Origin of the sequence: Listeria swaminathanii (assembly GCF_014229645.1) — a bacterium.
In the GTDB taxonomy this organism is placed as follows: Bacteria; Bacillota; Bacilli; order Lactobacillales; family Listeriaceae; genus Listeria; species Listeria swaminathanii.
The window spans coordinates 294,555-314,232 of sequence record NZ_JAATOD010000001.1; the positions used below are offsets into that span (position 1 = coordinate 294,555).

General features: G+C 39.7%; 16 protein-coding genes and 1 pseudogene. 13 read left to right on the top strand and 4 right to left on the bottom strand.

What is annotated here, in order from left to right:
* Positions 1–179 precede the first annotated feature (179 nt).
* From wsfD to HCX62_RS01455, 8 genes are all read left to right on the top strand, one after another.
* Positions 180–1,655 (top strand): glycan biosynthesis hexose transferase WsfD, encoded by a 1,476-nt coding sequence (gene wsfD, locus HCX62_RS01420; protein WP_185636754.1) that lies wholly within the window; start codon positions 180–182, stop codon positions 1,653–1,655.
* Positions 1,648–3,144 (top strand): DUF2334 domain-containing protein, encoded by a 1,497-nt coding sequence (locus HCX62_RS01425; RefSeq protein ID WP_185636755.1) that lies wholly within the window; start codon positions 1,648–1,650, stop codon positions 3,142–3,144. Before wsfD ends, HCX62_RS01425 begins: the two co-directional genes overlap by 8 nt.
* A gap of 10 nt (positions 3,145–3,154) precedes the next feature.
* The gene (locus HCX62_RS01430; protein ID WP_185529721.1) at positions 3,155–4,405 is read left to right on the top strand and encodes a glycosyltransferase family 2 protein; all 1,251 of its coding nucleotides are present in this window, start codon (positions 3,155–3,157) and stop codon (positions 4,403–4,405) included.
* 15 nt (positions 4,406–4,420) lie between these two features.
* Positions 4,421–6,466: a cellulose biosynthesis cyclic di-GMP-binding regulatory protein BcsB gene (locus tag HCX62_RS01435; protein WP_185636756.1), complete on the top strand. Its 2,046-nt coding sequence runs from the start codon at positions 4,421–4,423 to the stop codon at positions 6,464–6,466.
* A 14-nt stretch (positions 6,467–6,480) separates the two neighbouring features.
* Positions 6,481–7,335, top strand: a complete 855-nt coding sequence (locus HCX62_RS01440) for a diguanylate cyclase domain-containing protein (protein ID WP_185636757.1) — start codon at positions 6,481–6,483, stop codon at positions 7,333–7,335.
* 61 nt (positions 7,336–7,396) lie between these two features.
* On the top strand, positions 7,397–8,227 hold the full coding sequence (locus HCX62_RS01445; RefSeq protein ID WP_185637972.1) for a class I SAM-dependent methyltransferase: 831 nt from the start codon (positions 7,397–7,399) through the stop codon (positions 8,225–8,227).
* 77 nt (positions 8,228–8,304) lie between these two features.
* Positions 8,305–8,574 (top strand): ACT domain-containing protein, encoded by a 270-nt coding sequence (locus tag HCX62_RS01450; protein WP_008946962.1) that lies wholly within the window; start codon positions 8,305–8,307, stop codon positions 8,572–8,574.
* A gap of 18 nt (positions 8,575–8,592) precedes the next feature.
* Positions 8,593–9,948 (top strand): PFL family protein, encoded by a 1,356-nt coding sequence (locus HCX62_RS01455; protein ID WP_008946963.1) that lies wholly within the window; start codon positions 8,593–8,595, stop codon positions 9,946–9,948.
* A gap of 39 nt (positions 9,949–9,987) precedes the next feature.
* Here the strand turns inward: HCX62_RS01455 and HCX62_RS01460 are convergent, their stop codons facing one another.
* Complete coding sequence (locus HCX62_RS01460) at positions 9,988–10,956, bottom strand: LacI family DNA-binding transcriptional regulator (protein WP_185636758.1); 969 nt, start codon at positions 10,954–10,956, stop codon at positions 9,988–9,990.
* A 171-nt stretch (positions 10,957–11,127) separates the two neighbouring features.
* On the opposite strand from HCX62_RS01460, the gene HCX62_RS01465 reads away from it, so the two are divergent.
* From HCX62_RS01465 to HCX62_RS01475, 3 genes are all read left to right on the top strand, one after another.
* Positions 11,128–12,450 carry a 6-phospho-beta-glucosidase gene (locus HCX62_RS01465; RefSeq protein WP_185636759.1) on the top strand — a complete coding sequence of 441 codons (1,323 nt, stop codon included), beginning with the start codon at positions 11,128–11,130 and terminating at the stop codon, positions 12,448–12,450.
* A 105-nt stretch (positions 12,451–12,555) separates the two neighbouring features.
* Positions 12,556–13,809: a Zn-dependent hydrolase gene (locus tag HCX62_RS01470; protein WP_185636760.1), complete on the top strand. Its 1,254-nt coding sequence runs from the start codon at positions 12,556–12,558 to the stop codon at positions 13,807–13,809.
* The gene (locus HCX62_RS01475; RefSeq protein WP_185636761.1) at positions 13,793–14,974 is read left to right on the top strand and encodes a M20 family metallopeptidase; all 1,182 of its coding nucleotides are present in this window, start codon (positions 13,793–13,795) and stop codon (positions 14,972–14,974) included. The genes HCX62_RS01470 and HCX62_RS01475 overlap by 17 nt, the downstream gene beginning before the upstream one ends.
* 48 nt (positions 14,975–15,022) lie before the next feature.
* On the opposite strand, the gene HCX62_RS01480 is transcribed toward HCX62_RS01475, so the two are convergent.
* A complete protein-coding gene (locus tag HCX62_RS01480) occupies positions 15,023–16,039 on the bottom strand; it encodes a tagatose-bisphosphate aldolase (RefSeq protein WP_185636762.1) in 1,017 nt (338 codons plus the stop codon).
* A gap of 237 nt (positions 16,040–16,276) precedes the next feature.
* Between HCX62_RS01480 and HCX62_RS01485 the strand changes: the two genes are divergently transcribed.
* Positions 16,277–17,467, top strand: a complete 1,191-nt coding sequence (locus HCX62_RS01485) for a serine hydrolase domain-containing protein (RefSeq protein ID WP_185636763.1) — start codon at positions 16,277–16,279, stop codon at positions 17,465–17,467.
* Positions 17,468–17,504: 37 nt separating this feature from the next.
* Here HCX62_RS01485 and HCX62_RS01490 read toward each other — a convergent pair whose 3' ends face one another.
* Both HCX62_RS01490 and HCX62_RS14090 read right to left on the bottom strand, forming a co-directional pair.
* Complete coding sequence (locus HCX62_RS01490) at positions 17,505–18,425, bottom strand: ABC transporter substrate-binding protein (RefSeq protein ID WP_185636764.1); 921 nt, start codon at positions 18,423–18,425, stop codon at positions 17,505–17,507.
* A 142-nt stretch (positions 18,426–18,567) separates the two neighbouring features.
* A pseudogene (locus tag HCX62_RS14090) lies at positions 18,568–18,755 on the bottom strand (PTS glucitol/sorbitol transporter subunit IIA); the annotation flags it as partial.
* A 246-nt stretch (positions 18,756–19,001) separates the two neighbouring features.
* Here HCX62_RS14090 and HCX62_RS01495 point away from each other — a divergent pair.
* Complete coding sequence (locus HCX62_RS01495) at positions 19,002–19,667, top strand: cyclic nucleotide-binding domain-containing protein (protein WP_185636765.1); 666 nt, start codon at positions 19,002–19,004, stop codon at positions 19,665–19,667.
* Positions 19,668–19,678: the final 11 nt, after the last annotated feature.

Consider the following 19,678-nt stretch of genomic DNA (forward strand, 5'->3'; position numbering starts at 1 on the left):
ATTTTGTGTTTATTATAACTCTTTTGGTGGAAAAGTGTTGAAAGAAAATAAGTTGTAGCTGACAACTTTTAACAAAATGAATAAAAGCATGGAAAAAATGGCAACATTCTCGTATAATGAAATATAAATGTGTCGAATTTGTGACATTGGTATATCGAGAATATGAAGGGGATAGCATCATGAGGGGAAAAATTAAATCCATTAGTATGTGGCTATGGCACCATCTAACACCGCAAATATTTGCGGTTATTTGCGTTTTTATTATCACGATTATAGCGCTGTTTGTGCCGCCATATATTGGTATGGCTGACAATGGAGACTTTTTCCGGATATTCTCGAGCAATGGATTATTTGTTAATAATACAAATTATGATGCGCTTCAATTTGGGCATTTTGTGAAAGAATTTGGAATTTATCAATATTTCAATGAAAATCAAGTTGCTATATACTCGTCACAAAGTATTTTCATTCAAATGGCGCTTCTTTTAAATAAGCTTTTTTGGTCAACAACGGTTTTTGATGTACGTTTTTTAGGTGGGTTACAATTAGTACTTCTTTTGCCGGCGATTTATTTGTTGGTAGCGGGTTTAACGGCAAAAATGAAAGGCTGGCCGGGGTATGTCATTGCGGCGCTTACGGTATTTATTTTTGCGGATACGGCTTATACAGCTTATTTTAACTCGTTTTTCAGTGAAGGACTTATTTTGATTATGATGCTGTATATTTCGGCGGGATTTTTGCTTTTATATCAGCATAAATATAATGATTATGCGATGCTAGGCTTGATTTTTGTGGCATCACTTATTTTAATTACGGCTAAACAGCAGAACGCGCCGATTGCGGTTGTTATTGCGGTTTGCGGGATCCTCGTATTTTTTATTCGGAAAAATAGGGCGTTCCGGATTTCGGCTGCGGCAACTTTTTTGGTGATTTTCTTGAGCGGGGTAGTGATGTACGCCTTTATTCCCGGGGAGTTTGTGACGATAAATCAGTATCAAACCATGACTCGTGGGGTGTTGCTTGATTCGGAAAACCCGGAGAAATCGCTTGAGGAAATGGGGATGAATTCCGAATTTGCCTTACTTAAAGGAACGAATTTTTATCAAAAATATAAAATGGTTGATTTGGATTCGCCGTTGATGGAAAAAGAATTTTATCCTAACTATAATTTTGTCACGGTTTTAAGTTATTATTTGGAAAATCCGAAACAATTCGGGAAAATGCTCGATTTATCCGCGCAAAATAGTTTTTCGATTCGTCCGTTTGAGATGGGTAATTTTGAAAAGGTGACGGGTTATAAATTTAAAGAGAAAACACATTTTTTCTCGGCTTATAGTGATATGAAAGAAAAATTTGCTCCGGCGAAATTTACGTTTTTAATTTTATGGGCGCTAGTTTTTCTGATTTGTTATGGGGTGAGTGCGTTTAAACATTTCCGGGAGAAGAATATTCGAGGGACGCTGCTGTTTGATTTGATTGTCTTGCTGATTGGTTCTGGGTTTGCGGTAATCTTGGTGACGATTGTTGGTGACGGGGAAGCGGATTTGACGAAGCATAATTTCCTATTTAATGTTTGTTTTGATTTAACGATATTGATTGGTGCGGCTTCACTGCTCGAAGTTTATTTGAAGAAACGAGGTGAGCGGAATGCGTAAAAAAATCATGATTAGTCTTCTGCTTGCGCTCGTCATTTTAATGGTAAGTGAACGTCCTGTTGCGGCAAAAGCGGATAGTGATGTCATCGTTTTTTATGATAGTTTGGCAAAAGGAACGGCTAATGAGGGGAATATCGACTCGCTGCTTCGAATGTTAAATAGTTTGGGCAAACGGGTGACCATTTATTCTTGGGCTGAAAATCCAGATTTAAGTCAAGCGAGTGAAATTATCGTGTTGCAAAATAAAAACGATGGCTTAACAGCTGAATGGGCGGATAAATTAGCTAAGAGTAAGGCGCAAATTGCATATATTGGCGCAAACCCACCGACATTTCTAGCGGATAAATTGCAGCTGAAAACTAAGCCGGTTACAGATACTTCTATCACTTTTCAAACGGAAGCAGGCCTGGCAGGGAAACCGCAACTCATCAATGAAACCAATCTCATTACTTCTTTTAAAGGAGAAGGATTTGGCGAAATGGATGCGGCGGAAAATGGTAAAGCTACGTACGGCGTTCGAGCTGGTAACTATGCGTATGCGCCAATGTTCCAAGCCGACAATACGAGCGAATTTGCATTGATGGACTTATTAAAAGCCGTGTTCGACATTAAAACAACATCCAACCAATATGCGCTTATCACAGACGTGAACCCGTTTGTTGATTTTGATTTACTTAAAAAAACAGCCGATACTTTTTATGCAAAAGGGATTCCTTTTATTGTGAGTGCGGGGCCGGTTTTTTATAATCAAGATTTCCAAGCTGCGAAAAATTATGCGGAGATTTTGCGGTATGTTCAGGCGAAAAACGGCACTATTATGATGAATGTTCCAGTAGTTACATACGGAGATAGTCCGCCGGGAGAATTGGAGAGCATCGTGCAGAAATCCGTGCATTTCTTCGCGGAAAATGATGTGGCGCCGGTTGGGGTTACAGCGGAACTATACTGGAATTTTGATAAAGTGTATGGCATGGAAGGCTTTGCGCCATTTAATACAGGGATTTTACTGCCGAATCAAAAAATTATCCATACGACGAAAAAAAATAATGGTAGCGCATTTGAAAAGTCACCATATAGCGTGGCGAGTGATTTATACGAAACAATGTCGGATAAGAAAAATTTCCCGGTTGATATTGCGGTCACTTATTCGTTTTTCAATAATGAGAAGGAAATAAATGCAGCCGCGGATAAACTGGCTGGCGAAAATATTAGTGATTTTAGATTTCAAGATCACAGGGTGAAAACGAGCAAAGATACGATTGAATCAAGTGCGGGTTCGCTGTATATCAACAATCAATCTGTGGTGCTTGATAGTGATTTGAAATACATTAAAACGCAAACTAAAACGGTGAAACAAGCTGGAAGTTTAGAAGGATTTTTCGGCTATCAAAATACCTTTTTCACGATAGTTATTGTACTTTCGCTTGGTATTATTGGGATTTTGTTTGTTTTTGGATACCGGCTTTACATGAAAAAATATATGAAATGAGGTGAAATAAATGGTTGTTGCAGATTATTTAGCATTATTCGCGGTGGTATGTATTTGGGGACTGTTGTTGATTAATATCGTGTTGATTGTTTCGGGGTACGTTTATTATTTGAAAAATGAAGCGCGTAAAGTCCCGGAAATACCAGCGGAAGTACCATTTGTTTCCGTCATGGTGCCGGCCCATAATGAAGGAAAAGTAATTGTGAAAACAGTGGAGTCGCTGTTGGCGTTTGATTATCCGATTGATCGCTATGAAATTATAGTCATCAATGATAATTCGTCGGATAATAGTGCGGAACTTTTGGCGGGCATTCAAGCGAAAAATCCGACACGCTTGTTGAAAATTATTAATACCGATAACATCACGGGTGGAAAAGGGAAATCGAATGCGCTCAATATCGGATTTGCGGAAAGTCGCGGTGAGCTGGTGGCGATTTACGATGCGGATAATACGCCAGAACGGCAAGCGCTAAGGATTCTGGTTGGCGAGATTACGAATGATGCGAAACTTGGCGCGGTTATTGGTAAATTCAGGACGCGAAATCGAAACGCCAGCTGGCTGACACGCTTCATTAATATTGAAACGCTAAGCTTTCAGTGGATGGCTCAGGCCGGCAGATGGGCGCTGTTCAAACTATGCACGATTCCGGGTACCAATTTTATCGTGAGAAGATCGCTTTTGGAAGAAATCGGCGGTTGGGACGTGAAAGCTGTCGCCGAAGATACCGAAATCAGTTTCCGGATTTATATGATGGGTTACCGGATCAAATTTCAAGCGAAGGCCGTCACTTGGGAACAAGAACCACAAACTTTGCCAGTCTGGTTTAAACAACGCTCCAGATGGGCAAAAGGCAATATCTACGTGATTTTGAAAAATGTTCCATTACTTTTTAAACGAGAAGGTAGACGTGTTCGTTTTGATATTTTGTACTTTTTATCGATTTACTTTTTACTATTAACTTCCTTGATTGTTAGTGATATTTTACTTGTTTTATATGCGCTTGGACTTGTACATACAACACTTGCTGGCCTCAGCGGAGCGCTTTGGTTACTTGCTATTTTACTTTTTGTTGCAGGTACTTTTATTACGCTCACCACTGAAAAAGGGGAAATTAGTTTTTCAAATGTGTTATTTATTATGTTGATGTATGTGACTTATTGCCAACTTTGGATGGTGGTCGCCGCATATGGATTCTTTATTTTCTTAAAAGATACTGTACTAAAAAGGGAAACCAAATGGTATAAAACCGAGCGTTTCTAAAAAGGAGAGTGCCTAATGAAAAAATTAACTGTAATCGGGCTGCTTGTTTTCGCCGTACTATTTCTGTATAGGCCAGACGTTTTCGCAGCAGATAAAAATTATCAAACAGTTTTTGGAACAGATAAAACCGCCCAAGGAAAATTCACAACAACCAAACAAAACTTCACGGTGGAAAATTACTGGGACGTGTCGAGTGCAAATGTGAAGCTTGTTTACACAATTACCCAGCTGAGTGAAAAAGAAATTTCGACCATGACGCTGAAAATAAACGATGTGGCATTTTACTCTTTTAAACCGGATAAAACCGACAAAGGAACGCGACAAATTGAAATCGAAATTCCGAAAGATAAGCTGAAAAAAGGGGTTAACGTTCTATCCATCGAAAGTTTTGTCTACACTGATTTGCCAGATGGCCGTTGTACGATTGATGACACGCCGGCAAATTGGTTGCAATTCGATAAAACGAGTTCGGTAAACGTATCGTATTCTGATAAGGCTTTTCAAAAAACAATTGCGGACTTTGGCGAGCGATTCACTGGCATTGATACGGTGAAAAGTGGACAAGGCGTAGTAGCTGTTTCGAACAAAGCAGGTGACGCGGAACTTGGCGCAGCACTTGAAGGACTTTCCGGATTTTCTGCGGCGAATACGTTAGAAGATAAAAATATCGCTTTTGGTCAATACGAAGAAGCGGGAACGCGCGATGGGAAAAACTATGTCACTCTTTTTTCAAGCTATGACAATTTGCCAAATGACCTGAAATCCCAAATACAAGACGATAAAAAACTAGAAAAGCAAGCACTTTTCCAAGTAGTGACAGTTGGAAATACGAACACCCTAGTGATTACTTCCAAATCAAACGATGCACTTAAAAAAGCTGGTAAACTAATCGCCAACCAAAATTACTTGAGCCAGCTTGGAACGAATACCAAATGGCTAACAACGGACGAAAAAATCGATACACCAGCGACTAATGTCGATAAAAATACCAAACTAACAACAACTGGCGATAAACTAAAAGGAATTGGTCACATCACCCAAGATTACTTTATCAGCATGCCAGCCAACCGAAGCGCCTCCACCGGAACCGAAGTATCGCTTGATTTCAGATACGCGCAAAACTTGGATTTCGAGCATTCGTTAGTAACGATTTTAGTGAACGGCAAACCAATCGGCAGCCAAAAACTTTCTGCTAAAAAAGCGAATAACGATAAAGTAACCTTCCAAATTCCAAGCGATTTAAACGTAAAAGGTGATTTTTCAGTTACCGTGGCCTTCGATTTAGTCCTAACGAATAATTATTGTGGTTTTATTGCGGATTCCGAAATTCCGTGGGCATATATCACACCAGAATCTGTAATTAACCTGAACACAAGCGAAGAAACCGATTTACTTTTTGAACAATATCCATATCCATTCATTGCGGATGGCGACTTTAACAATGCGGTGGTTGTTGTTCCTGATGAACTTACAACAGACGATACCGATTCATTAGCAAATATTTTCAATCTACTTGGACGTTTCCATGACGGAAATAGAGGCAACCTGACTGCGATGCACGCTGCAAACTGGAAAAAGCCGAAAGAAGGCTCGAATATTATTGCAGTTGGCACGATGAACAACAATCCTGTCATTAAAAACGCCAATGACGACCTATATTTCCAGTACAATAAATCGGGCAGCTATTTCCTTTCCAATGAAAAAATCTCAATCGAAAAAAATTACGGCAAACAACTTGGCAGCGTACAATTAATCACATCAGATGGTATGCCGATTCTCGCAGTTACCGGCCCGGGCGCGAAACAAACCGAGCTCGGTTCTGATTTAATCGCAACAAAAGCCAACTTAGCAGAAATTTACGGAGATGGAGCCATTGTTGATACTGACAACACGATTCACTCCTACCGATTCAAAAAAGCATCCGACACAAAAGAAGAAAGTTTTGGGACGAAAATTAGTAATAACAAAGAAGTAACCGTGTTTGGAGCATTCGCGCTTCTGACGGTTGTTATCCTGATTGTCGCAGTCCTACTAATCTTGCGTAAATATCGCCGGAAGTGAGGGAGAAATAAAAAATGAAAAAAATGACGAATAACTTATTTGCAGATATCGGCTTTTTATTTTTCATCTTGCTTTGTTTCATCACGATTGGCTTTATGATTAATACGCCGGATGAATATTTGCGAAACATTATCTTTTTAAATATTACTTTTCTACTTGTAATCATCACCTATTTTACGAATTTAACACTGGGCTTGATTTTAAATGTCCTCTACATTTTCATTTATGCGACTTACATTATTTATGAAATTGTGGCGAATCAAATTGCGTATGGCATTGACAGCTATTATTGGCTGATTATCACGCCGCTTTTCACCGTAGCGAGTGCGATGTTTACAAGAAATACGTCGCGGCTACAAGAAGAAAATACGAAAATTAAACAGCAAAATTTATATTTAGGCACGATTGATCAAGAAACGCTACTAAAAAATATCGTTTCTTTCCAAAATGATGAGCGGATTTTTTCTAGTATTTCGCGCCGTTATGATTTGCCGTTGTCACTCATGGTTATTAAAGTACGACACTGGCGCGAGCTGAAACGGTTCCAAAGCGAAGAAGAAATGCGGCTAGCGTTACAAGATATTTCGGCGATTTTAGAATCCTGTATTCGGACGAGTGATGTACTTTACTTGCTAGATAGGGAAGATGCGACTTGGGGACTCTTGCTTTTAACAGACGAACCGGGCGGGAAATTAGTTGCCGACCGAATTAAAAGCCGCATTGCTGAAGCGAACACCGAAGATTTCGCCGCAAAATACCGAGTGAAGCTAGAACTACGGATTGGAACAAGCCAATTTGATAGCGAAAAAGTGAAGACACCACTAGATTTTATCGATTTAGCGACAAAAGAATTAGAATATGACGTGTAAAAATCAGAGTTACCTTCTATAATTAGGAGGTAACTTTACTTTTTTGATTGGGGGGAGCATGATGAACTTAGAAGAAATAGTCGATTGCATGTTATTAAATGAAAATGATAAAGAAATTCAGCGGACCCAAACGGAGCATCGCATTAAACTGGTCGATTTTTGGCAAGTGGAAAAGGGGGACTGGGTGCTGGAAGTTGGCTGTGGACAAGGCGATACGACCGCGGTACTTGCGAATGCAGTTGGGCAAGATGGTTTTGTTCAAGGAATTGATATTGCTCCTCGAACTTACGGTGCTCCATTTACGATTGGTGATGCGACCGATCATTTGAAAAAATCCCAGCTCGGTGCGCAAATTGATTTTAAATTAGGGACGGATATTTTAAAGGGCGATATCACTTTTCCAGAAAAAGCGTTTGATGTGGCGGTTTTATCGCATGCTTCGTGGTATTTCAGCTCCAAGGCAGAGCTAATCCAAATGCTCGTATTACTAAGTAAGTGGGCGAAACGGGTTTGTTATGCGGAATGGGATACGAGAATTACCGACGTGAAACAAACATCACACATGCTAGCCGTGCTAACCCAATCTTCCTATGAAGCGTTCAAACAAGAAACCCAGTCCAACATTCGAACGTTCATCACACCGATAGATATGCAAGAAATCATCCAATCCCAAAACTGGAAAATGGGCGCAGAAACCAGTATTTTTTCAGAAAAAATGCAAGATAGCCGTTGGGAAATTAGTTATGTAAAAGATTTTATCACGAAAGAATTGGAAGCCGATTTAGGTTTGCCAGAAAAATTCAAAGCATTTTTACTTAGTCAAAGTAAATTAATTACACTTGAAAACAGCTTGCCAATGGCTACGTACTGTACTTCTTGGCGAGCAGAGTAATTTTGCTTTATTGTTCACAAGATTTAGACTTTTTATGCTATAATGGAACGTATTAACGAACTAAAGGAGTGTTGAATGTGAGAGCTGTACTTACTGTAATTGGAAAAGATAATGTGGGTATTATCGCGGGTGTTAGTAACAAACTAGCAGAATTGAACATCAATATTGTGGATGTATCTCAAACGATTATGGATGGATATTTTACGATGATGATGATGTGCGATATTAGCCAAATCACGAAAGAATTTGATGAAGTAAAAGCAGAATTAGCCGGTAAAGGCGAGGACCTCCAAGTAAAAATACATATTCAACGTGAAGAAATTTTCAACGCAATGCACAAACTTTAGGATGGAGGCGATTCTAGTATGGAAACAAATCAAATTTTAGAAACAATACGAATGATTGAAGAAGAAAAATTGGACATCCGGACGATTACGATGGGGATTTCTTTGCTAGATTGTATGGACGGCGACGGCGAAGTGGCTCGAAAGAAAATCTATCAAAAAATCGTTACCAAAGCGCGCGATTTAGTGGCTGTTGGTGAAGCAATTGAATCCGAATTCGGCATTCCGATTATCAATAAACGAATTTCTGTCACACCGATTGCAATTATCGCTGGCTCAAGTGCCGATACCGACTACGTAGAATTTGCGAAAACACTCGATGCTGCAGCAAAAGAAGTTGGCGTGAATTTTATTGGCGGCTATTCCGCACTCGTTCAAAAAGGCTACACGAAAGGCGACGAAATCCTGATTCGCTCAATTCCGCAAGCACTCGCGCAAACAGAACGGGTTTGCTCATCGGTTAATGTCGGCTCAACCCGAACCGGAATTAATATGGATGCTGTCCGCCAAATGGGCGAAGTAATCAAGGAAACTGCGGACTTAACAGCAGATACGCAAGGCCTAGGTTGTGCGAAACTCGTTGTATTTGCCAATGCAGTCGAAGATAACCCTTTTATGGCCGGGGCATTCCACGGTGTCGGTGAAGCAGACTGCGTTATCAATGTCGGCGTCAGTGGCCCAGGTGTGGTCAAACGTGCCATCGAAAAAGTAAAAGGTGAACCATTTGATATTGTTGCCGAAACAGTAAAACAAACTGCTTTCAAAATCACTAGAATGGGCCAACTCGTTGGTCAAGTAGCTTCCGAAAAACTCGGCGTCCCTTTTGGAATTGTCGACTTATCACTTGCGCCAACACCGGCAATTGGTGATTCGGTCGCGCACATTTTAGAAGAGATGGGGCTAGAAATGGTCGGAACTCACGGAACAACTGCCGCATTAGCCCTTTTAAATGACGCGGTGAAAAAAGGTGGCGTTATGGCTTGCGGACATGTTGGTGGTTTATCAGGCGCATTTATTCCTGTTTCTGAGGACGCTGGTATGATTGAAGCTGTGCAACAAGGTGCGCTCAACCTTGAAAAATTAGAGGCGATGACGGCAATTTGCTCGGTTGGTCTTGATATGATTGCCGTACCAGGCGATACCACTGCCGCAACCTTAGCAGCGATGATTGCTGATGAGGCTGCAATTGGCGTGATCAACAATAAAACAACCGCGGTTCGAGTTATTCCAGCAAGTGGAACCAAAGTTGGCGACATGGTCGAATTCGGCGGTTTACTCGGAACGGCACCAGTAATGCCAGTAAACGGTAAATCTTCCGTTGACTTTATTGCCCGCGGTGGTCGAATTCCAGCACCAATCCATTCCTTCAAAAACTAACAAAAAAGGTTTCCTCGCACATTCGGAGGAAACCTTTTATTATGTCGTTTTCCGCTCTACTAAACGAAAATCTAAATCAAGCAGTGGCAAATCACTGCCAAATAATTGGTTCATAATTAACATAAACGCATTTTCGGCTTGCAAATTTACAGGATAATGAATCGTCGTAATATCAAGCAAATGCGCCACTTCCATATTATCAAAACCACAAATCGCAAAATCTTCTGGCACACTATAACCGAGCCGCCTCGCTTCCGTCAAAAGCCCAGCCGCAAAATAATCATTCGGTGTCAAAAAGGCATCAGGTTTATGCTCCGCTTCCGCAAACCAATGCGCAATCTTTTCCCCGTCTTGCCGAGAACCTTGCCCATAAAACTGTCTAAACTCATGCGGATCAAGCTCATAGCGCGTACAAAAATCTTTAAAAGCAAGCATGCGACTTTGCGTATTGAGCCCAGTCGTATTGCCGTACACATTCACAAATTTCCGATAGCCTTTTGCATACAAATGTTCTAGACCGAGCGTGTAGCCATCATATTGATTCATAAATACAGAAGGAATTTTTTCACTTTCGACGCGTTGCCAAGTGACAATCGGGCCGTATTTTGTATAATGCTCAATCGTTTTCCAATCATTCGACCGAATCACGAGAACGAGCGCATCGATTTGTTTTTGGCGCAGCATTTCAAGGGCTTCCAGTTCTTTATCTGGATCAATCCGCGTCATAAACAGCGTGACATTATAGCCATGCTCTTGCGCAATCATCGTAAAACTCTTTAAAAATACATTAAGTGAATCTGTAAAACTAGGAATGACCATGCCAATTAATTTGGTTGCACCTTTTTTTAGTGACACAGCATTTATATTCGGAACGTAATCTAACTTATCAATAATTGTCTGGACGCGTTTTCTCGTTTCATCACTCACATAGTCGCGATTATTAATTACCCGTGAAACTGTTGCTGATGAAACACCCGCCAGTTTCGCGATTTCTTGTATATTTGCCAATTGCAAAACACCTCGATTTCTCGTAGCTCTGTATTTAGTATACCAAAAAAGCCCGCCAAATAGCCAGTTTGGATAAATTAAAAATAAGTGCTTGACCTGTAATGCATTACATGAATTATGATGAACTAGAAGAAAAGAAAACGCTTTAAAATTCTAGGAGGTAAGTATATTATGAAAAAAGGTGTAAAAATCGTTACAATCGGTGGGGGTTCCAGTTACACACCAGAACTTGTTGAAGGATTTATTAAACGCTATCATGAACTTCCAATCAGAGAACTTTGGCTAGTAGATATTGAAGCTGGTCGTGAAAAACTAGAAATCGTTGGTAATATGGCAAAACGTATGGTTAAAGCAGCAAACATTGACTGCGAAGTGCATTTAACACTCGACCGTCGTGAAGCTTTAAAAGATGCAGATTTTGTTACAACACAATTTCGTGTTGGTTTATTAGAGGCCCGTATTAAAGATGAAAGAATTCCACTTAGTCACGGCATTATCGGCCAAGAAACAAACGGTGCGGGTGGAATGTTTAAAGCATTCCGTACGATTCCAGTTATTCTTGGTATTGTAGAAGATATGCGCGAACTTTGCCCAGATGCTTGGTTAATCAACTTTACAAACCCAGCAGGTATGGTAACAGAAGCAGTTCTTCGTTACGGCAACTGGGATAAAGTTATCGGTCTTTGTAACGTGCCAATCGGAGCAGTGAAAAGTGCATCCGACGTTCTTGGCAAACCAGAAGAAGATTTATTCTTCAAATTTGCAGGAATCAACCACTTGCACTGGCACCGCGTATTTGACAAAGATGGCACCGAATTAACAGAAAAAGTTATCGACGGCCTTTACGCGCCAGATGCTAACCCTGGAAAAGTCGTTGAAAATATTAAAAACATGCGCTTCTTATATGAACAAGTAAAACATCTAAAAATGCTACCTTGTCCATATCACCGCTACTACTACATGACAGATGCAATGCTTGAAGAAGAACTGGCATCTTTCAAAAACGAAGGTACGCGCGGAGAAGTCGTGAAAAAACTAGAAGACAGCTTGTTCGAATTATATAAAGATCCAAATCTTGATTACAAACCAGAAGAATTATCGAAACGCGGCGGTGCACATTATAGTGATGCAGCATGCGAAATCATCAACTCGATTTACAACAACAAAGGTACGGTAATGGTCGTATCAACACGTAACAATGGCGCAATTGATGATGTTCCTTACGATAGCGCAGTGGAAATCACAAGTGTCATTCGTGCGCACGGTGCGGAACCAATCAACTTTGGCAAATTCCCACCAGCACAACGCGGCTTACTACAAGTAATGAAATCCATGGAAGAATTAACGATTGAAGCAGCAGTAACAGGCGATTACGCAACTGCACTTCAAGCTTTCACTTCCAACCCACTCGTTCCAAGCGGCGACTTAGCAAAAACAATTTTAGATGAAATGCTAGAAGCGCATAAAGAGTTCTTACCACAATTTGCTAAATAATTCGCAAGTGATCCCTAGAAAATAGGGGTCACTTTTTTTATGTAAGTTGTTTAAGCGAGCATTTTTGCAAGTTTCCTGTAAAATAGACTTTGGGAGGGATGCGTAGTGCAAACAAATCTGGAAAGAATAAAGCAACACCTAGAAAATTTAGATGAATTTACAGCAACTCCGGGTCAAGGAACAACTCGGCTTACATACAGCAAAGAAGACCACGAGGCGCGCAACTATTTAAAACAGGAAATGACAAAAGTAGGGCTGACTGTTTCGGAAGATGCGATTGGGAATATCTACGGACGATTAGAAGGCGAAAATCCAGATTTACCAGCAGTTATCGTTGGATCTCATTTTGATTCGGTTCCAAACGGTGGCGCTTTTGATGGACCAGCTGGCGTTATTACTGGCCTTGAAGTAGCTAGCGTTTTTCATGAACAACAAATTAAGCCACATTTTCCGCTTGAAATTATTGCAATGGTGGAAGAAGAAGGTTCTCGTTTCGGTGCAGGACTCCTTGCCTCGCGAGCGATTACAGGCAAAGTCACAAAAGAAATGCTGCATGAAATGAAAGATATAGCGGGCGTTACCGCTGCGGAAGCCATGGCTAGTGTAGGTTTTGACGCCAACCAAGTACATACAGCGATTCGTACAAAAGAGTCCGTCAAAGCATTTATAGAATTACATATCGAACAAGGTCCTGTCCTCGAAAACGCCAATGAAGACGTAGCGCTAGTTGATACAGTAGTCGGTTTAACACAAATTAAAGTAACCGTAAAAGGGCAGGCTGGCCATGCAGGCACAACCCCAATGCTTGACCGAAAAGATGCGCTAGTTTCAGCTGTCGAAATTTTAGGGCAATTACCAGAACTCGCTATCCAAGAAGGTGGCGGAACCGTGCTAACTATCGGCAAACTAAACGTTTATCCAAATGGCGCAAACGTTATTCCAGATAAAGTCGTTTTCACCGTGGATATTCGCGCAAAAAACGAAATTCACGTCCAAAATACATTAGCAAAAACAAAGAAAATTATCCAAGCTGCCGAAAAAAATGGCATTACTTGCGAAATAGAAAATATGATTTACCAGCAACCAACCCATTTATCAAAAGAAATTCACCAAGCCTTGACCGAAAGTGCTGACCAACTCGGCTTTAAATACCGGACAATGGTTAGCGGGGCCGGACACGATGCGATGATTTTCGCCAGTTTAACCGAAGTGGGCCTGATTTTTGTCCCTAGTCATAACGGCATAAGCCATGCCCCAGAAGAATGGACCGATTACGATAAGCTCCAAAAAGGAATCGAAGTCGTACTTGAAACAGTAAAAAAATGGACGGAGGAAAGCGCGAATGAATCAAACAATTAAACAAGTAGTTTTAAATAATGAAGAAGCCATGATTGCCTTCCGCCGTGATTTGCATATACATCCCGAACTTCAATGGCAAGAATTTCGCACAACCGACCAAGTTGCTAAAGAATTAGATAAACTGGGCATTCCGTATCGGCGCACTGAACCGACCGGATTAATCGCAGAACTCAAAGGAGGAAAACCCGGAAAAACGGTTGCCTTACGAGCAGACATGGATGCACTTCCAGTCCAAGAGCTAAACCAAGACCTTCCATATAAATCTACAGAAGATGGCAAAATGCACGCTTGCGGTCACGATGCGCACACTGCTATGTTATTAACCGCAGCAAAAGCACTCGTAGAAGTAAAAGACGAGCTACCCGGAACTGTGCGCTTCATTTTCCAACCGTCAGAAGAAATTGCCGAGGGCGCCAAAGAAATGATTGCCCAAGGAGCGATGGAAGGCGTGGACCACGTGTTTGGAATTCATATCTGGTCCCAAACTCCAAGCGGGAAGATATCTTGCGTAGTTGGCTCTACATTCGCCTCCGCAGATATTATCCAAATCGATTTCAAAGGCCAAGGAGGTCACGGAGCAATGCCGCATGACACAATCGACGCAGCCGTTATCGCTTCTTCATTCGTTATGAATCTCCAAGCCATCGTAGCACGCGAAACAGACCCACTTGATCCAGTCGTTGTAACAATCGGCAAAATGGATGTTGGCACTCGCTACAACGTTATCGCTGAAAATGCCCGTTTAGAAGGAACGCTTCGTTGTTTCAACAACACAACACGCGCCAAAGTTGCAAAATCAATTGAACACTACGCCAAACAAACCGCCGCTATCTATGGTGGCACAGCAGAAATGATTTACAAACAAGGCACACAACCAGTAATCAACGACGAAAATAGTGCCTTACTCGTCCAAAAAACAATTACAGAATCATTCGGCGAAGACATGCTTTACTTTGAACGTCCAACAACCGGCGGGGAAGATTTCAGCTATTTCCAAGACGAAGCTCCCGGCAGTTTTGCACTCGTTGGCTGTGGCAATCCAGAAAAAGATACAGAATGGGCGCACCATCACGGCCGATTTAATATCGACGAAAGTGTCATGAAAAATGGCGCCGAGCTATATGCCCAGTTTGCCTATAACTATTTAAACCAAGATGAAATATAACGAAAAAAAGCCTCCAGCTAATTAAATTAACTGGAGGCTTTTTGAATACTATTGTTTTTCTACTACATGTACATCTTCGAAAGAACCATATTTTGTCCACCAAGGAACGGCACCTTCATCAAGCAATTTATCAAGAGAAGTAATGTTTTCTTTCCCTTGTGTACGAAGCCATTCGCGTAAAGCGTCATCGCCTTGTTTACCATACACTTCGATACCATCAGCCCAAGTTGCACGACCACAAAGAACGCCACTGTATTGCACGTTATGTTGGTTAGCAAATTGAATTGTTTTGTGGAACATTTCAGAAGTTACACCAGCACTTAGATAAATAAATGGAAGTGGGCTTAAATCGGAACACTCTTCAAAATGACGAGCTGCTTCGTCTTGCGTATAAGCGACTTCACCTTCCGCAAAACCTTCCACATATTTAAAGTTAACTGGAACTTCAAGTTTAAGTACATCTACACCGTAACGAGGTTTAGAGAATTCTTTAATAGAAGCTTTTACTTTTGCAGGTTTCAATTTAGCATACTCTAAAGAAGCAGAATCAGTAACTGTTGCATCATAAGTAATTGGCTCTAAGAAAAATGGAATATCAACTGCGCGACATTCAGCGCCAATTCTTTCTAAAAAGGCATATTTGATTTCATTAATTTCAGCTGGTTCATCTGGATCGTAATAAACAAGAATTTTAACAGCGTCTCCGCCATTTTCTTTAATACGAAGTGCTGATAAATCTTCAATTAAATCAGGAAGTTTACCAGGAGTTGTTGCATCATAGCCTGTTTTTTCATAAGAAGTTAAAAGTCCGCTACCTTCGTGGCGAGCTTTGATTGCTGGAGTACCATATTCTAAATCAAGCAAAATCGCAGAAGCATATGGCGTTAATTCTTCAGAAACAAGTTGTTTGAAGTCTTCAACGTCCTTTTTGTTTTCAGTTCCTTTTGCTTGTTGGATCATTTTTTTGAGTGAGCCACGTTGGTCAATGGCAAGCGCTGCAATGACACCTTTATCGTTGGAGAGTCTTTGTAAACCATCAAATTTACCTTTTGTTATTTGTACCATTTTTATCTAGTCTCCTTTATAGCAATTTGTCGTTGCTTTAATCAATTTATCCTTCCTTATTATACCACTTTTAAATTTTTTTAAAACATAGGTACATTTCCGTATTGATTTATCGCGAAGAATAATTTACGATATATGTGGAGTGTTAGGTATTATTAGAGGTTCGGGATAATTTCTACTAATACATTCTCTTTTGGGAAAGTCATTTAACGATTAGACTAGACCAGGAGTGATGAAATGAATCGACGCGAAAGACGTAAACAAAAAAGACGCAAGAACTTGATTATCGTGTTGAGTACTGTATTTCTACTGTTTATTACCACTAGCTGGATGATATTTGAATTTAAAAGTAAACAACAGCAAACAGTATCCTCACCAACTAAGAAGAAAGCAGCAACTGCCACAAAGCCACCAGAAGACTCAGGGACCAAAAAAGAAGAAACTAAAGAACCAGAGCCAGTAGAAGAAAAGCCTAAAGAAACCATTGTAAAAAATCAAGAAATTGATGATTATTTACAAAAAATCGGATTTAGCGGCTCAGCACTTGTTGTTCGCGATGGAGAAATCGTCATACAAAAAGGTTATTTGTATGCAAATCGTGATGAAGAAGTATTGAATACGCCAGATACGTTGTTTTATATCGGTTCTTCTCAAAAGGCAATAATAGCAACAGCACTGTTACAATTAGAAGAAAAAGGTAAAATAAATACGAATGATCCAATTTCGAAGTATATACCTAATTTTCCTAATGGTAACAAGATTTTAGTTAAGAACTTTTTGAACCACACATCTGGGATTGTTGGGCGTCCAAAATTAACAAGTAACATGACGCCAGAACAACTAATTCAAGCTATTGAGAAAAGGGGAATTAAATCACAACCTGGAAAATGGGATTATATGGATGCTAATTACACTGTGGTTGGTTATCTTGTAGAAAAAGTTAGTGGAAAACCATTAGCGACTTACCTACAAGAAAACATTTTTGAACCTGCAGGAATGAAGCACACTGGATACTTACAAAAAGATGTCGATGGGGGCAAAAACGTATCAATAGGATACAAAATTGACGACAATGGGATTTTCCAAAGTCCAAAACTTGTAGACTTAACGCAATTATACGGATCAGGGGATATTAGTATGACTGCAACGGATTTGTATTTATTTGACAAAGCATTAATGGATAAAAAATTAATTTCAGAAGCAAGTTTGAAGAAAATGTTCACACCGGGTAGTAAGTCAACTTATGGAATGGGATTCTATGTGGATCCAGGGAGTTATAATAGTCACGGGGTAGTAACCGGATGGGATGTGTCTAACAGTGTTAGCCACACCGGCAGAACTTACGTTGTTCTATTCTCCAACGTCCAAAATCATATTGCTTCTTTTGGTAAAGTGAATAACGACATTTATGGTTTATTAAATAAATAAAAAGACTCGATTCTGCTGACAGAATCGAGTCTTTTTATTATTTACCTGTAATTTGTTTTACAGCATCTTGCATTTGATAAAGTTGGGCAGCGGCACTGTAGTCGCTCCATTTAGTATTATCAACTTTATACACTTGGTTTTTCTTCACGGCTGGAATATCTTTCCAAACTCCTTTGAGCATTTCATCGACAGAATCAGTATTGCCATCAGCTGGCATTAAAATAAATAAACGATCCGCGCCTGTTGCATATTCAGGAATGGCTTCACTAGAAATGGCTTTTGTTTCTTTGTTGGCTTTAGCACCGTCAGTTGGTGTGAAACCAGCTCCGGAGTATAGTCCGTCAAAAACTTTAGCATCGTGAACATAGATTTCTTTACCATAAAATTGGATAACCGCCGCTTTTTCGTTTTCCACGCCAGCATCTTTTAATGTTGCTTTAGCTTCTTTGGAACTTGCAACGTAATCTTTGTCCCATTTTTCTTTTTCAGCTTTTTTATTTAAAAGATCTGCAATGTTTGAAAGTTGTTTGTCAGGAGTATCACCAAAATGCGTGATATAAACTGGAGCAACTTTTTCTAAATTCTCTAAAAGGTCTTTTTGGTAATCACTAATAATAATTAAATCTGGGTTTAAATTAGCAATTTTTTCAATACTAGGTTTGTCATTACCAACACTTTCTGTCCCTTTTGTTGCTTCAGGATATGTAGTGATGTAATAATCTGTTGTTCCAACTGGTTTAACGCCTAAAATCTCCATTTCACTTACGTTTTGAAGTGCGACGATTTTTTTCGGTGTAGTTGGAACTTGTATTTTACGATCCATTGTATCAGTTACCGTTTTTGTTGCGTTTTCCTTGTCTTTGCTCGCATCTTTATCCGAAGAATTGCCACAAGCGGTTAAAACTACTGCTAAAAGTACAGTCATTAAAATAGCAGCCCATTTATGCTTTTGAAACATTGTGTATTTCCTCCCTAATTGAAAATGATTTTCATTATCGTTACAAAAGTAATTATATCGAAAACAAAGAGGAATGACAAGGTGAAATATCACACAAAATGGTTTTATTATTAACATTGGATGTTATCGCCAACAGCAAAAGTCGAAAACAAACGGAAATATGGCGAAGTTCTTCTAGATTTTTTTGCATTGGTACCAACATTTTCTATTATATAAGCATGCTCTCACCGATGTGTAATTTGTCCCTTTGGTAAGAGCATTATTTGGCGTACCTTGAAATTCTTGAATAATCAATATTTCACGTAATTTGTTCATGACTGTTGGGCCAAATGAATGACGAGTTTTCTGCTTTAAAAGCAGGTGGAAAATATTTATTTGTGACAAAAAAACAAACGTGCTTTTTTGTTGTTTACAAGGAAATTAGAAAGTTTTTTTCAATATTTGCTGCTAGAAAGCCTAATATTCCCTCTCTATAGAGAATATCGATTACTGCACACATGGTAACATAAGTTGAGTTCTCGCCAAGCTTAACTGCGTATTGCTCACTCAATTATTCTAGAAGAGGAGTGGATTTTAGTGGAAGAATTATTTACATATCAAGAATTTGTTAACATGATGCAAAAAAATGGGATTAGGCATACCAAGCGTAAATTAAGACGTGGCGAAAATTTAATGGACAATTCTACTAAGCTGAATAATGTCATTTTATTAATAGATGGTTATATAAGCAGTTACACATGTGAATCGCCTGAAAAGCTCTTGTCTATTTTTGAGCCGGGTATTTTTCTAAGCTATTCCATTTTAGAAGACGCGCCACAAGTTGTAACGAATATCGCTCTCTCAGATAGTTGTGAAGTGTATGAGTATAAGAAAGAAGATGTCGAATATGCATTAACGCTATTTCCGGAAAATTTTGGATTTCAATATTTTTTTCTAAAGAGAATTGGGCGCCATTTATATTATAGGGCGTTACTTAATAGCAAGGAACACAAGGAAAAACTATATTATGCGATGAAATATTTGGGAGAACTCATTGGGAAAACAGATAAAAATGGAAACATTATTTTACCGCCAGAAGTTACGTTAAAAGTGTTAATTGAATACAGTACATTATCGAAAGCGGCTTTTTACCGGCAACGTATTCGCTTATTAGAACAAGAAATTTTAAAACCATATAAAAAAACATTTATCGTACAGAAAAAGGTAGCAAGTCACTATGAAAACCAGCTAACTGGCATTTAAAAGGAGACATA